The following is a 14,413-nucleotide window of genomic DNA, read 5'->3' as shown; positions in this document are numbered from 1 at the left end:
TTATAAAAAAATGGATATGAAAAAGACCAAGGTGGCGCTGGTAACAGCCTCACTGCTCGCGCTTTTGTCAGGCTGTAACGACAACAGTTCTTCACCCTCCACCCCGACTCCCCAGGATGAGCCCGTCGCTCGCCTTCCCAATGTGCAACCCCCGGCCGAGCAGCTGGTGGCCGGTCCCAATGAGGCGGTCATCGCCCTGGTCGACACCCAGAGCAGCGCGGCCCGTGGCGTCGACGGCCCCTTCGCGGGTCACAGCCTGCACCTGTGGAACAACGACGCCTGCAACTCCACCGCCGACGGCGGCCTGAACGCGAGCTGGGACGACAAGAGCAAGACGCCGTCCGCGGCGGACAGCTTCGGCCCGAGCTGGGTGGTGCCCCTCAGCAAGATGGAAGGCTGCATCAACTTCATCGCCCGCAACGGCGATCTGGCGAACCTGACCGGCGCCGACATGAAGGTGGTCTTCAGCGATCACCCGGATCGCACCGTGGCCATCGTCGCGGGCAAGAACGAGATCTTCGGCAGCCGGGCCGACGCCTTCACCGCCGCCTTCGGCGTGGCGGGGGCCAGCGCCCACCTGATCGACGGCAACACCCTGATCTGGCAAGGGGGCAAGGACAAGCCCCACGTCCGCCTCTACTACACCGAGTCCGGCACCATCACCGCCAACGCCGAGGGGGTGTTCGACTTCCCCTACATCAAGCTGACCCCGACCAGCCTGACGGCCGAGCAGCAGGCCAAGTACCCGCATCTCAAGGATGCCGCCGCCTTCGCCCTGCCGGCGGGGCAGGATCTCAAGCCCCTGCTCAAGGGTGAGCTGGTGGCCATCGGCACCGATGCCGACGGCATCCTGCAGGGCGCCACCCTGGTGCAGAGCGCCGGCGCCCTCGATGCCCTCTACAGCGAAGCGGCCACCAAGCTGGCCTACGGTGCCGTGGTCGAGGGGGGCAATGTCACCTTCCGGCTCTGGGCACCGACCGCCAAGTCGGTCAAGCTGGCGCTGTTCGACGAGCAGCACAACGCCATCGGCGAGCGTGCCATGACCCTGGACGAGGCCAGCGGCAGCTGGAGCGTGCAGGGGGGCAGCGATCTGGTGGGCAAATACTATCGCTACGACATCCAGGTCTATCACCCGGTCAGCCGCAAGCTGGAATCCTATCAGGTGACCGACCCCTACTCCCTGAGCCTGGCCATGAACTCCGAGTTCAGCCAGGTGGTGGATCTCGACGATCCGGCCCTCAAGCCGGACGGCTGGGATAGCCTGAAGGCGCCCCACAGCCAGCAGAACCCCGCCGACATCACCATCTATGAGGCCCATGTCCGGGATCTGACCGGCAACGACGCCTCGACCGATGCAGAGAAGCGCGGCAAGTTCCTCGGCCTGACCCAGCCCGACAGCGTGCCGGTCAAGCACCTGCAATCCCTGGCCAAGAGCGGCGTCAGCCACCTGCACCTGCTGCCGGTGTTCGACATCGCCACCGTCAACGAGGATCCGGCCAAGGTGGCCAACATCGGCGACGACTTCAGCAAGCTGTGCGAGGTCAATGCCGAGGTCAAGAACTCCAAGTTTGCCAGCCACTGTGGCGGCGGCCAGACCATCGAGGCCGTGCTGGCAGATCTGCAAGCCAGCGACAGCAAGGAGAACCCGGTCGTGCAGGAGCTGTACGGCTATCTGCGCGGCGTGGACTCCTTCAACTGGGGTTATGACCCCTACCACTACACCACGCCGGAAGGCTCCTACGCCACCGATGCGGAGGGGACGACCCGGATCAAGGAGTTCCGCGAGATGGTCATGGCCATCAAGCAGAACATCGGCATGAACGTGGTGATGGACGTGGTCTACAACCACACCAACGAGGCGGGCCTGGGGCCGAAGTCCGTGCTCGACAAGATAGTGCCCTGGTACTACCAGCGCCTGAACCCGGAGACCGGCTCGGTGGAAAACTCCACCTGCTGCTCCAACACGGCACCGGAACACGCCATGTTCGCCAAGCTGATGGATGACTCCCTGGTCACCTGGGCGCGGGACTACAAGATCGACGCCTTCCGCTTCGACCTGATGGGTCACCACCCCAAGGATCAGATGGTGCAGGCCCTGGCCGAGGTGAAGAAGGTCAACCCGGACATGTACTTCTACGGCGAGGGGTGGAACTTCGGGGAGGTACAGGATGACAAGCGCTTCGTGCAGGCGACCCAGAAACACCTTGCCGGTACCGGCATCGGCTCCTTCTCCGACCGGTTGCGGGATGCGGTGCGCGGCGGCAGCCCGTTCGACGGCGGCGACGCCATCCGCAAGACCCAGGGCTTTGGCAACGGCGCCCTGGTGGATGCCAACGAGGTGGACGGCGTCGATCTCGCCACCGCCCTGCACCAGTCAGACCTGGTGCGCCTCGGCATGGCGGGCAACCTCAAGGAGTTCGTGCTGACCGACAAGGACGGCGTGCCGAAGAAGGGGTCCGACATCGACTACAACGGTCAGCCCGCGGGCTATGCCCAGGATCCGACCGAAATCCAGAACTATGTCGACAAGCACGACAACCAGACCCTGTTCGACAACCTGGTCTACAAGGCGCCGGCGGGGGCCGATCTGGTGCGGATGCAGGGGGTGTCGCTCGCTACCGCCATGCTGGGTCAGGGCATTCCCTTCACCCACGCAGGGGTGGAACTGCTGCGCTCCAAGTCCATGGAGCGGGACAGCTATGACTCCGGCGACTGGTACAACCGGGTCGACTATACCCTGGGCGACAACAACTTCGACAAGGGCCTGCCGCGCAAGGACAAGGATGAGGCCAACTACGAGTTGATCGAGCAGGTGCTCGGCCAGCACGCCAAGCCGGGTTCGGCCGAGATGGCGCAGATGGTGAGCTTCTACCAGGAGCTGTCCGAGCTGCGTCAATCCTCCCGCCTGCTGCGTCTGGGCAGCGGTGCCGAGGTGATCAAGCGGGTTGACTTCCGCAACACCGGGCCGGATCAGACTCCGGGTCTCATCGTGATGACGGTGGACGATGGCAGCAAGGCCGGCGCGGATCTGGATCCGGCCATCGACGGCCTGGTGGTGATGATCAACGCCACCAGCCAGAGCCAGAGCATCGGCGACTTCCGTGACGGCGACGATCAGCCCATCGACCTCTCCGGTCTGGTGCTGAGCGGTGCCCATCGCGACGTCGACAGCATCGCCAGCGGCGCCGCCGTGGGGAACGGTGAGCTGACCCTGGGGGCCTGGTCCGCCGCCGTCTTCGTCAAGCCGCAGAACGGCGCCCAGGGCGCGGGTCTGCCGGTGAGCAAGAAGACGGATCTGAGCACCTTGCCACCCTTCGGTGATACCGAGGTGTTTGTCCGTGGCTTCTTGGGGGCCTGGGATCCGGTCAACAAGATGAGCTTCAGTGGCAACTACACCTATGAGTTCACCACCGAAGTGACGACGGATCAGCTGGGGACGACCCAGGTGAAGATCGCCGGCAGCGACTGGGGCGGCCCCGTCAACTACGGCAAGTGCAGCGATACCGACCAGCTGGCAACCGGCCAGGTCAGCGCGCTCTGCGCCAACGGCGGGGATCTGCCGTTCAATGTGGACAAGGCGGGCACCTACAAGTTCGTCTTTACCGCCATGAACAAGGACAAGCCGACCTTGAGCGTCAGCTACACCGAGCCGGTGCAGGGCTGCAAGGTGCTGGATACGGTGGCGGGCAACCCGCTCGGCTACAACCTGTTCGTCAAGGGTGAGCTGTCTGGCTGGAATCCCCAGCCTCAGTACCAGTTGAGCTACAAGGGGATGGAGGGCGATCTCGCCATCTATCAGGTCGCGTTCAACTACACCGGCACCACAGAGTTCAAGGTGGCCAACGAGGACTGGAGCAAGGAGTACCTGATCAATGGCGGTGGTGAAGTTCAGGCCGAGACAGGCTATCCGTTTGCCTTCTCCCAGCCAGCCAGCGCCAACAACAAGATCACCCTGCCGCAGGGTCTGTGGAGCGTGCTGGTGAAGGTGGATCCGGCTGCGGCTAAGCCGGGCACCGCCGTGATCCAGGAGTGCAGCGCCAAGTAAGCCTTCCCATTGAGCCCGGGGCTGGCTCGGCAGCCCCGGGTTGAATTCCGCCTCGCCAAGGGCGGGATAACACCGAGAGAGTAAGCAAAGCGCGACTGCCGACCGGCAGGCGCGCTTTTTCTTTGTCGTCGTGGGCGAGGCAATAAAAAAAGCCGCCCCACTGGGGGCGGCTGTTGGCTGTGCCGTTAAGGGCCGGCTTAGCGCTTGCGCAGCAGGCGCAGGGCGTTGGCGGTGACCAGGGCGGTGGCGCCGGTATCCGCCAGCACCGCTATCCACAGACCCGTGATGCCGAGCAGGCTGGTGACCAGGAAGACGGCCTTGAGCCCCAGCGCCAGCGCTATGTTCTGGTGGATGTTGGCGAGCGCCGCGCGCGAGAGCCTGATCATGGCGGCCAGGCCACCGAGCTGGTTGTGGGTCAGGGCCGCGTCCGCGGTCTCCAGCGCCACGTCGGTGCCGCCCCCCATGGCGATGCCGATGCTGGCCCGCTTCATGGCCGGGGCGTCGTTGATGCCATCCCCTATCATGGCCACCCTCTGGGTCTCGGCGAGTCTGGCTATCTCCTCCACCTTGCCCTGGGGCAACAGGCCGGCGCGCCAGCTCATGCCGAGTTCGGTGGCGATGGCCTCGGCGGTGCGCGGGTTGTCCCCGGTCAGCATAAGGCTCTGCAATCCCAGCACCTTGAGCTCCTGCAAGGCCGCCGCGGCCTCGGGCCGGATCTGGTCCCGCAGGGCCAGCAGGGCCGCCGGGGCGGTGTCGGGCTGAGCGAGCACCACCACCGTCTTGCCCTGCTGCTCCAGGGTGGCAATCCTGGCCTGCACCGCCGCATCCAGGGCGGCGACCCGGCTCGGTGCCAGCAGCTGCCAGAGGGTGCCGTCGATGCGACCCTCCACCCCCATGCCGGGCAGGGCACGCAGCGCCTGGGCCGCGGCGAGGCTGAGGCCACGTTCGCCGGCCGCCGCCACAATCGCCTTGGCCAGCGGGTGATGGGAGCCCTGCTCGATGGTTGCCGCCAGGGCCAGCAACGCGTCCTCACCCCGGTCGTTCAGGGCGATGACGTCGGTCAGCTGCGGCTTGCCCAGGGTCAGTGTGCCGGTCTTGTCGAACGCCACCGTATCGATGTGGGCGAGGCGCTCCAGGGCCGCGCCCCCCTTGATCAGGGCACCCTGGCGGGTGGCCGCCGCCAGGGCCGAGGTGACGGCCGCCGGGGTGGAGATGACCAGGGCGCAGGGGCAGCCGATCAGCAGCAGCGCCAGGGCGCGGTAGATCCACGGATCCCACGCCTGGCCGAAGGCGAGCGGTGGCACCAGCATCACCAGCAGGGCGATCAGCATCATGGCCGGGGTGTACCAGCGGCTGAAACGGTCGATGAAGCGCTCTATGGGGGCGCGCTGGCTCTCGGCCTCCTCGATCAGGTGCAGGATGCGGTCGATGGCGTTGTGGCCGGGCTCGGAGACCACCTCCAGGCGCAGCACCCGATCCGCCGCCAGACTGCCGGCGGGCACCCTGTCACCCCGGCGGCGCTCCACCGGGATGGATTCGCCGGTCAGGGCGCTCTCGTCGAAGGCCCCGAGCGGGTCGAGCAGCACGGCATCGGCGGGCAGTCGGGCGCCCGGGGCGATCTCGACAAGGTCGCCGGGACGCAGCTGCTCGGCCGCCACCTCTTCACGCAGCTCCCCTTCGGGGGTCTTGCGGAGGCGCAGCGCCTTGTCCGGCACCAGCGCCATCAGGGCGGTGACCCCGGCGCGGGCGCGGCCGGCGGCGTAGGATTCCAGATGCTCCCCCAGCATGAAGAGCAGCAGCACCATGGCCGCCTCGGCGGTCTCGCCGAGGAACAGTGCCCCCACGGCGGCGACCGTCATCAGGGTTTCGATGGCGAAGGGGGAGCCGCTTTGGGTCAGTGCCCAGGCCTTGCGGGCGACGGGCCAGAGCCCCCAGAGGGTCGCCAGGACAAACAGCGGCTTGCCGAGGGTGTCCGGCAACAGGGCGGCGATCCCCATCAGGGCCGCCAGCGACAGGGGTTGCCCATATTTGCTGAACAAGTTGCCCAGCGTCGCCAGCCAGGGGCTGCGCTGCTTGTCATCGGCTTTTATCGCCTGGGTGTTTCCCTTGAGCTGGAAACCGGCGGCCAGCACGGCGGCGGTGACGGGATCGGGGGAGAGGCCGGGGGCCAGATCCACCACCAGCTTCTCGGTGGCGAACAGCACGCGAGCCTGGGTGACCCCCTCGACCCGGCTGACGGCGGTCTCTATCTTGCGGGCGCAGCTGGGGCAGTCCATCCCCAGCACCTGCCAGCTGTGGCGGCGGCTGTCGCGGGTGGGGGCAGGCAGGGGGCCGTCGGGGGCGTGTGCATGATGCGCAGGGGGCGGGCTTTTGGCCCCGGCGGGGGGATCCTCATCCCCGGTACATTCGCCTGTGCCGTGCTCCTGGTGATCCCGGGAGGCCTGACGCTGGCAATCCTGGGTCGGGGCGGCGTTGTCGCAGCAGTGGCTGTCGTGCTGGTGCTCGTGGGGGGCGGCCTTGACGATGCCCTTGATGGGGGCGGCATGGGAATGGCCGCAGCAGGATTTGCTCATGATGAGTCCCTCTTGAGTGGATCCCGCCCCTGCGGGATCCCCGATGTCTGGACCCAGTGTAAACCTTGGTCTTTAGTCCAAGGTCAAGCCCGGTTTGTGGTCTTTGTCCGGGGGCCTGATCCCAAGTCCCGTGGCTGGAAAGCGCGGGGGACGGGAGCAGGGCGCAAATCCCTCTTGTTAGCGGGTGTTTGTCCCCGCCCGGCAGGCCTATACTGTGGACCCTGGATCCCACATCAATCATCAAGGACCTAACATGAGCAATACCGTCACCCTGCAAGGCAACCCTGTCTCCGTTTCCGGTCACTTCCCCGTCGCCGGCGAGCAGGCCAAGCCCTTCTCCCTGGTTGCCAAGGATCTGTCCGATGTGACCCTGGCGAACTTCGCCGGTCAGCGCAAGATCCTGAACATCTTCCCGAGCGTCGACACCCCGACCTGCGCCACCTCGGTGCGCAAGTTCAACGAGCAGGCCAGCGCCCTGAACAACGCCGTGGTGCTGTGCATCTCTGCCGACCTGCCGTTCGCCCAGGCCCGTTTCTGCGGCGCCGAGGGGCTGGACAAGGTGGTGAACCTCTCCACCCTGCGCGGCGTCTCCTTCCTGCAGGACTATGGCGTGGCCTTCTCCTCCGGTCCGCTGGTGGGTCTGGCTGCCCGTGCCATCGTCGTGCTGGACGAGCACGACAAGGTGCTGCACAGCGAGCTGGTGGCCGAAGTCGCCGACGAGCCGAACTACGCCGCCGCCCTGGCTGCCCTGTAATTCGCGCCCTCTCCTGATTGCCTGACGGCCTGCCCCGTGTACACGGGGCAGGCCGTTTTCATTGCATATCCCGATCCTTTTACTTATGGGACGGCTCTGGCTAGACTTCGCCCCCACATCCTCGTTCAGCCTCTATCTGCGTAGCCCCATGACCTTTGACGAACTCTCCCTCGCTCCCACCCTGCTGGCCGCCCTGCCCGCGACCCTGCACACGCCCACCCCCATCCAGTGCCTGGCCATACCGGCGGCGCTGGCCGGCCGGGATCTGCTGGCCCTGGCCCGCACCGGCAGCGGCAAGACCCTGGCATTCGGCCTGCCGCTGCTGCAGCGGCTGGACGCGGCCTCCGATCGGGTGCAGGGACTGGTGCTGGTGCCGACCCGCGAGCTGGCCAGCCAGGTGAGCGCCGCCCTGCAAGGGGTGGCCGAAGGATTGGGGCTGCGGGTCCTGACCCTGTGCGGTGGCGTTGCGCAGGAGCTGCAACAGGCCGAGCTGGCCCTGGGGCCGCAACTGCTGGTGGCGACGCCGGGGCGGCTGCGGGACTTGCTGGCCCAGCAGGTGCTGGGGCTGGGCGCGCTGCGCTGCCTGGTGCTGGACGAGGCGGACCGCCTGCTGGAGATGGGCTTCTGGCCCGATATCCAGTGGCTGCTGAAGGCGATGCCCGCCGAGCGTCAGACCCTGCTGTTCTCGGCCACCCTGCCGGCCGAACTGGATGCGCTGGCCACCGGTCTGTTGCGGGATCCGGTGCGTATCGAGACCGAGCCCCTCCACAGCCTGGTGGGCGAGATCGAGGAGCGGCTCTATCTGGTCAACAGGAGCAGCAAGGTGCCGGCGCTGATCGCCCTGCTCAAGGCGCACGACTGGCCCCAGGTGCTGGTCTTCATCAGCGCCAGGGACGACGCGGACGGAGTGGCGAAGAAGCTCGCCAGGGCGGGCATTGCGGTGGCGGCCCTGCACGGGGACAAGGAGCAGGCGGTGCGGGAGCAGGCGCTGGCCGACTTCAGGGCGGGCAGGGTGCGGGTGCTGGTGGCCACGGATCTGATGGCGCGGGGCATTCACGTGGAGGCGCTGCCCCTGGTGATCAACCTGGATCTGCCTGCCCATGCCCCCGTGTATGTGCACCGCATCGGCCGCACCGCCCGGGCCGGGCGCAGCGGGCTCGCCATCTCCCTCACCTGCCACGGCGATGGCGGGGCGCTCGAGGCGATACGGGCCCTGACCGGACGGGCCCTGCCGCTGGCGGTGCTCGACGGCTTCCCGGTGACCGATCAGCCGGCGAGCGGGGAGGGCAAGCGGGCCCCCAGGGACAAGCAGGCAAACCGGCGCACCCAGGGCAAGCGCAGCATCAGGCAGTTCAAGGGCAAGGCCTAGGCGCGACGCTGCCCGGTTGGGCAGTATCAAAGGAGGCCTGTTTCGGTATGCTCCATGGACTGGACCATGGAGGATAGCGGATGACGACCCTGGTAATGGGGCCCCTGCTGGGGCTCGAATCTGAGACACAATACAGCATCTGTTTCCTGGCGGTGGCGGGCTTCAAGGGGGCCAGCGTCAGGATCAATGGCAGGCTGCTGACCGCCAGCAAGCAGGCGGATACCCCCAGAGGAGCGTTCTGGCGCGCCGTCTGGTCGGCGACCCCGGAGGCCCGGGCCAGCACGATCGATTACGAGATCCTGCTGGACGGTGTGGCCGCCCGGGATCTGGCCGGGATCAGCCAGTGGCAGTTTCATCTGCCGGGGCGGGAGGAGCGGGTGCGCATCGGGTATGCCTCCTGCAACGGTTTCTCCGACTTCAAGCTGCTCACCTCCACCCCCCAGCCCTATGTGATGTGGGACAAGCTGGCCGCCGAGCACAGGGAGCATCCCTTCTCGCTGTTGCTGATGGGCGGGGATCAGGTCTATGCCGACTCCCTCTGGACCTCGGTACCGACCCTGAAGGCCTGGAACGAGCTGGATCGGGTGGAGAAGGTCAAACGCAAGGCGACCCGGACCATGGTGGAGCAGCTCGATCGCTTCTATTGCGAACTCTACTGCCGGCAGTGGAACCGCCCCGAGGTGGCCGCCATGCTGGCCCGGGTGCCGAGCGTCATGATGTGGGACGATCACGACATCTTCGATGGCTGGGGCAGCTATCCCGCCGACTTGCAGGGCTGTGAGGTCTATCAGGCCATCTATGCCGCCGCCGCCAAGTATTTCCGGCTGTTCCAGCTGCGCTCCGCTGCCAATGCCTCCCTGCTGGATCCTGCGAACCTGGCCCATCACTCCTGGCGACTGCGTTTTCGGGGCTACCAGATCCTGGCCCTGGACAACAGGGCGACTCGCACCCAGAGCCAGGTGATGAGCCGGGAGCAGTGGGATCAGATCAACGGGGTACTGGCCGATTGCGGCGAGGGGCACCTGCTGGTCATGACCGGGGTGCCCGTGGTCTATCGCGACTTCTCCTTCACCGAGGCGGCGTTCGATGCGACCCCCTGGGAGGAGGAGCTGACCGACGATCTCAAGGATCACTGGCGCGCCAAGTCACACGAGGGGGAGCGGGCCCGCCTCATCATGCGGCTGCTGGACAACGCCAAGAACCGTCGCCAGCGGGATCCTGGCTGCAAGACCCTGATCCTCTCCGGCGACGTGCACGTGGGCTGCCTCGGGGTGATCCAGGACAAGCGGGACGGGGTGCTCAACGTGCACCAGCTGGTCTCCTCCGGCATAGTGCATCCCTGCCCCACCCAGTTCCAATGGACGGGGATCCTCGCCATGACCAACGACGATCCCGAATACCTCGACGAGAGCCGGCTGATCCGCGCCGAGCTGATCAAGCCGTTCGGCGCCCCCGTCTATCTGCGCACCCGCAACTTCGCCACCCTGCAGATGGGCAGCGACAACAAGCTGTGGGCCAACTGGCACTGCGAGAACGGGCTGGCGGCCAGCTATCCGCTGGCCTGATGACCCGGCAAACATCAAGGGCCCTGACGGGCCCTTTCTCTTGTGGCGATCAGACTCCCCAGGCCGTCGCCGGTTCAGGGCCGGCCCTGCTCCTGGGCGAAGAAGTCGCGCCTAAACTGGCCGAGCACCACCTCCCTGTGCTGCTGCCAGCTGGCCTCGTCCATGTTGCCCCGGCTGGCCGCCAGCTGCTGCTCCAGCTCGGCCAGCTGCTGCTGGTAGTGGCTGCGCTGCGCCAGCTGCTGTTGCCGGCTGGCGGCGAACTGCACGGTCGCCTCGGCCTGCCCGGCCGGCAGGAAGTGGCGGGCTAGGGTCGCCAGCTCCTCGTCCCCCCACAGCTGGCGCGCCTGCTGCAAGCGGGCATCCGGGTTGAACAGATCCGCCGCCAGATCCGGATGATCCGCCGCCCACTCATCCTGCAGCCGGGTGAGGGCCGTCAGCCGCTCGGTCAGGGTTAGCTGCTCGCTCTCCTGCGCCAACTGCTCGAGTGCCAGGGCGTAGCGCCCCTGCAGCCGAAACAGGCTCTCCCCCTCGCTCAGCCATTGGGCCTCTATCGCCTCCAGATCGGCGAGCCGCTCGGCCAGCGGCTGCTCGCTGTCGCTGACCTCGCTGGCGAGCTGCCGATTCATCTCGTCCGGCAGATCGCGCCAGCTGGCGGGCGTCTGTGCTGGGCTGGCTGGCGCGGCGGTGGTGGCAATCGGGCCGGTGACGGGGGCCAGTGGCGGCTGTGTCTGCGGTGACTCGGCGGCGGCTGGCCGAGCGCTCTGGCTGGTGAGTGCCGGCCGCTCGGGCGCCTCCTGCCAGCCGAGGTGGAGCAGCAACAGCGCCAGCACCGCCAGGGCCAGGAACCCGTAACGGCGCTTCATCGGCTGATCTCTCCCTTGACCGGGAAGTGATCGGAGAGGTTGCTGGCGGGCCAGAGGCTGCCATCGCTGCTGCGCGGGATCCAGACGCTGTTGAGGTTGTGGCTGACGGCGCCGTACTCCCGGCTCACCACCAGATAGTCCAGATACTCGACGTTGGCACCGCCGGAGAGGGGCCCGCCGGCGTAGGGGTTGATCCTGGGATCGAAGGTGGCCTCGGTGTAGCCGCCATAGGCGGGCTCATGGGCGTTGAGGTTGGCCAGCATGCCGGCGTAGTCGTCGGCGAACTTGCGCTTGTTGACGTTGAAGTCGCCACCGTAGATGACGGTGTCGCTGGCCGGGATCCCGAGGCTGGCGGCCAGGGTGCGGATCTGGCCGAACTGGATCTGGCGCAGCCGGCGCGCCTCGTCGGTGTCGAAGCTGGCGGTGTGGGTGGCAAACAGGTGCCAGGCCTTGCCCCCCTTGATCACCTCGGCGTACATCACCCCCTTGTCGGCGAAGCAGTCGGTGCCGGTGCACTGGGGATAGACCAGCTGGGCCTCGCGCACTATGGGGTAGCGGCTGACGATCACCACGCCGCCGTCGTGGATGTTGACCCCGGGCTTGTCGAGCACCTTGGTCTGGTAGGGGTACTCCTTGGCCAGCGCCTGCAGGAAGCCCTCGCGCCGACCGTCGAACACCTCCTGCAACAGCAGGGCGTCATAGCCCTTGAGATGATCGGGCAGCAGCGCCAGCCGCTCGCCGATGCTGGCGGCGATCACCGGCAGGGCCCAGACGTTGTAGCTGGCGACCTTGAGCTTGTCTTCTGCCGGTTCCGGCTGCTCCCGCTGTTGTGGTGGGGTGAGCATGTAGTGCAGATCGTCGTAACGGCCGGTGAACTTGGCGGCGAAGGCCAGCTCCTGCGGTCCCCGGGTGCGATGCAGGGCGCGATCGTTCTGCCAGCCGGAGCTGGCGGTCGGCGTCTCGCCGCCGTGCTGCAGGGTGCTGTTCCACCAGGTGCCCTCCATCCGCTGGTTGAGGCGATAGGTGTCGCCGCCGGCGGTGGTGACACGGGTTTCGAACAGATAGTGCTTGCCCGCCTGCACTCCCTCGTAGCGATTGAAGCTGAGCACCATGGCGCTCTCCCAGGGGCCCAGCTCTGTCCTGTGCTGAATCCACTGGCTGCCTGCCTGCAGCTGGCCGCTGCCGCTTTGGCTGACCGTCAGTTGCAGGGGGGCCGGGCTGTTGTTGGTGAGGTAGACATCTGTGTCGGCCAGCGCCTGCAGCGGCAGGGCGCCGGCGAGCAGCAGGGCGGCATAGCTCAGAGCGTTGTGCATCATGAAGTCCTTTTGGTCGAGGCACGATGGAAAGTGACTGTTATGGCGGGCGTTGGAGCAATCTCATTTACATTTTTGTTACAAATGTATGAAAGGCCCCATATGGGGAGGAGAAACGGAGGAGGGGAGCGCAACCGGGTAGGGCCGGCGTCTGGCATCAAGGGGTGGCGGCGGAGAAATCGCAGCGCGTCCGGAGACGCGCCTGGCTACACGGAGGGCAATCTCAGTCGTGGAACTGGGTGATCAGGCGGGAGAGGTTTTGCAGCCGCTCCACCAGCAGGGTGATGCCATCCAGCGCCTGTCGGCTGTTGTCCGCAGTGTGGCTCGCCAGCTGATGGATCTGCTGTATCCCCTGATCCAGGGTGCTGGTGACATCCGCCTGCTGGCTGACCGCCTGGGCTATCTCGTCGCTGGTGTGGGTCACCCGGGTCAGCATCTGGTTGATCTGGTCGAGCACCTCGGCGGTGGCCCCCATGTGCTGCTGGCAGCGTTCCGAGGTCTGCGCCCCCTGGGCCATGCCATCTGACAACTGCCGGGTGCTCTGCTGCAACGCCCCTATCATCTCGCTGATCTCGCCGGTGGAGCTGCGGGTCTTCTGGGCCAGGGCCCGGATCTCGTCGGCCACCACCGCAAAGCCGCGCCCCTGCTCGCCGGCCCGGGCCGCCTCGATGGCCGCATTGAGGGAGAGCAGGTTGGTCTGATCCGCGATCTGCCCGATGACCTCCAGGATGCCGCTGATCTTCTGGCTGTCCTGGTTCAGGCGGGCCAGCACCGCCTGACTGGCATCCAGCTCCTGATGCAGCTGGTTCACCGAGGCGCGAGTGGTCGCGAGCGCCTGCCGGCCGCTCTCAGACACCTGCTGCACCTCGCTCACCAGGGCGTTGGCCTGGTGGGCGTTGTCGGCCACGTCGCGAATGGAGTGGCTCATCTCGGTGATGGCCGCCGCCAGCTGCTCGCTCTGGGCCCGCTGCTGTTGCAGGTGGGTGTCTATGGTCTGGATATGGCCCCTGTCATCCTCCGCCGCCTGCAGGATCTGCTGGTTGGTGTCGGCGCTGCGCCCCACCACGGCCCTGAGCTCGGCCTTCTTCATGCGCAGCAGCAGCTCGAGGGCCCCCAGACCGTCCTGCCGCCGGGCGTAGAGCACCTGGCACAGGGGCGTGCCCAGCTCCTCGCCGGCCATGGCCAGCAGCCGGGCCAGCCGCCGCTGCTGGTGCCAACCATGTCCCATCTGGGCCAGCAGGCAGAGCAGGGTGATGGCGCCCCATCCGGCCTGGCCCGTCACCAGGGCGGCCCCCATGCCCGCCAGGGCCAGCCCGCACAGCAGCAGGGTGAGCTGTCCCGGCTCCAGGGTGAGGCGGCTGAGCCAGGGTAGCGCCCTGCCGGCGCGGATCCGGGCATAGAGCTGCTCCGCCCAGGCGATGTCGTGATCCTGCGGACGGGTGCGGACCGACTGGTATTCGATGATCTGCCGCCGTTCGTTGAGGATGGGGGTGACATAGGCATTGACCCAGTAGAACTGGCCGCTCTTGGTGCGGTTCTTCACCAGCCCCATCCAGCTCTTGCCCTGCTGCAGCCGGCGCCACATGTCGGCGAAGGCGGCCTTGGGCATGTCGGGGTGGCGCACCAGGTTGTGGGGCACCCCCTCCATCTCGGCGGCGCTGTAGCCGGCCACGTCGCAGAAGTGCTGGTTGGCGTAGGTGATGTGACTGCTGGGATCCGTGGTCGAAATCAGCGAGATGTAATCGGGGAAACGGATCTCCCCCTCTTGTGGGTTTGTGGTCATGTGCGCATCCTGAATGAGCCAAGTAACTGATAAATTTGTTTTTATTTTTTGTGACTGTTACGGCGTCATTGTAGATGCGGGGTGTGACACCACCTTGGCTTGGGTCAACAAATCCACGGGATGAAGACTGAAAAAAGTCGTAGATGGC

Annotated in this window: 8 protein-coding genes; 4 read left to right on the top strand and 4 right to left on the bottom strand. The window is 66.7% G+C overall.

Features of this window, described 5'->3' with window-relative positions; all coding sequences use genetic code 11:
* Positions 1 to 10: 10 nt before the first annotated feature.
* A complete protein-coding gene (gene pulA, locus R2B70_RS16570) occupies positions 11 to 4,045 on the top strand; it encodes a pullulanase-type alpha-1,6-glucosidase (RefSeq protein WP_318162018.1) in 4,035 nt (1,344 codons plus the stop codon).
* Between the two features lie 197 nt (positions 4,046 to 4,242).
* Here the strand turns inward: pulA and R2B70_RS16565 are convergent, their stop codons facing one another.
* Positions 4,243 to 6,618: a zinc/cadmium/mercury/lead-transporting ATPase gene (locus R2B70_RS16565; RefSeq protein ID WP_318162017.1), complete on the bottom strand. Its 2,376-nt coding sequence runs from the start codon at positions 6,616 to 6,618 to the stop codon at positions 4,243 to 4,245.
* Between the two features lie 253 nt (positions 6,619 to 6,871).
* Between R2B70_RS16565 and tpx the strand changes: the two genes are divergently transcribed.
* The 3 genes from tpx (at position 6,872) to R2B70_RS16550 (ending at position 10,306) form a co-directional block, all read left to right on the top strand.
* The gene (tpx, locus tag R2B70_RS16560; protein WP_042074074.1) at positions 6,872 to 7,372 is read left to right on the top strand and encodes a thiol peroxidase; all 501 of its coding nucleotides are present in this window, start codon (positions 6,872 to 6,874) and stop codon (positions 7,370 to 7,372) included.
* A gap of 148 nt (positions 7,373 to 7,520) precedes the next feature.
* The gene (locus R2B70_RS16555) at positions 7,521 to 8,741 is read left to right on the top strand and encodes a DEAD/DEAH box helicase (RefSeq protein WP_318162016.1); all 1,221 of its coding nucleotides are present in this window, start codon (positions 7,521 to 7,523) and stop codon (positions 8,739 to 8,741) included.
* Positions 8,742 to 8,821: 80 nt separating this feature from the next.
* Complete coding sequence (locus tag R2B70_RS16550; RefSeq protein WP_318162015.1) at positions 8,822 to 10,306, top strand: alkaline phosphatase D family protein; 1,485 nt, start codon at positions 8,822 to 8,824, stop codon at positions 10,304 to 10,306.
* Between the two features lie 74 nt (positions 10,307 to 10,380).
* On the opposite strand, the gene R2B70_RS16545 is transcribed toward R2B70_RS16550, so the two are convergent.
* The 3 genes from R2B70_RS16545 to R2B70_RS16535 form a co-directional block, all read right to left on the bottom strand.
* A complete protein-coding gene (locus R2B70_RS16545) occupies positions 10,381 to 11,169 on the bottom strand; it encodes a hypothetical protein (RefSeq protein WP_318162014.1) in 789 nt (262 codons plus the stop codon).
* Positions 11,166 to 12,482 carry a sphingomyelin phosphodiesterase gene (locus tag R2B70_RS16540; protein WP_318163367.1) on the bottom strand — a complete coding sequence of 439 codons (1,317 nt, stop codon included), beginning with the start codon at positions 12,480 to 12,482 and terminating at the stop codon, positions 11,166 to 11,168. Before R2B70_RS16540 ends, R2B70_RS16545 begins: the two co-directional genes overlap by 4 nt.
* 223 nt (positions 12,483 to 12,705) lie before the next feature.
* Positions 12,706 to 14,265: a methyl-accepting chemotaxis protein gene (locus R2B70_RS16535; protein ID WP_219142820.1), complete on the bottom strand. Its 1,560-nt coding sequence runs from the start codon at positions 14,263 to 14,265 to the stop codon at positions 12,706 to 12,708.
* Between the last annotated feature and the right edge of the window lie 148 nt (positions 14,266 to 14,413).

It is taken from the genome of Aeromonas sp. XH, assembly GCF_033348475.1.
Classification (GTDB): Bacteria; Pseudomonadota; Gammaproteobacteria; order Enterobacterales; family Aeromonadaceae; genus Aeromonas; species Aeromonas sanarellii.
Note: the sequence above shows the minus strand (reverse complement) of the source record. Positions and strands in the feature narration are given on the sequence as shown.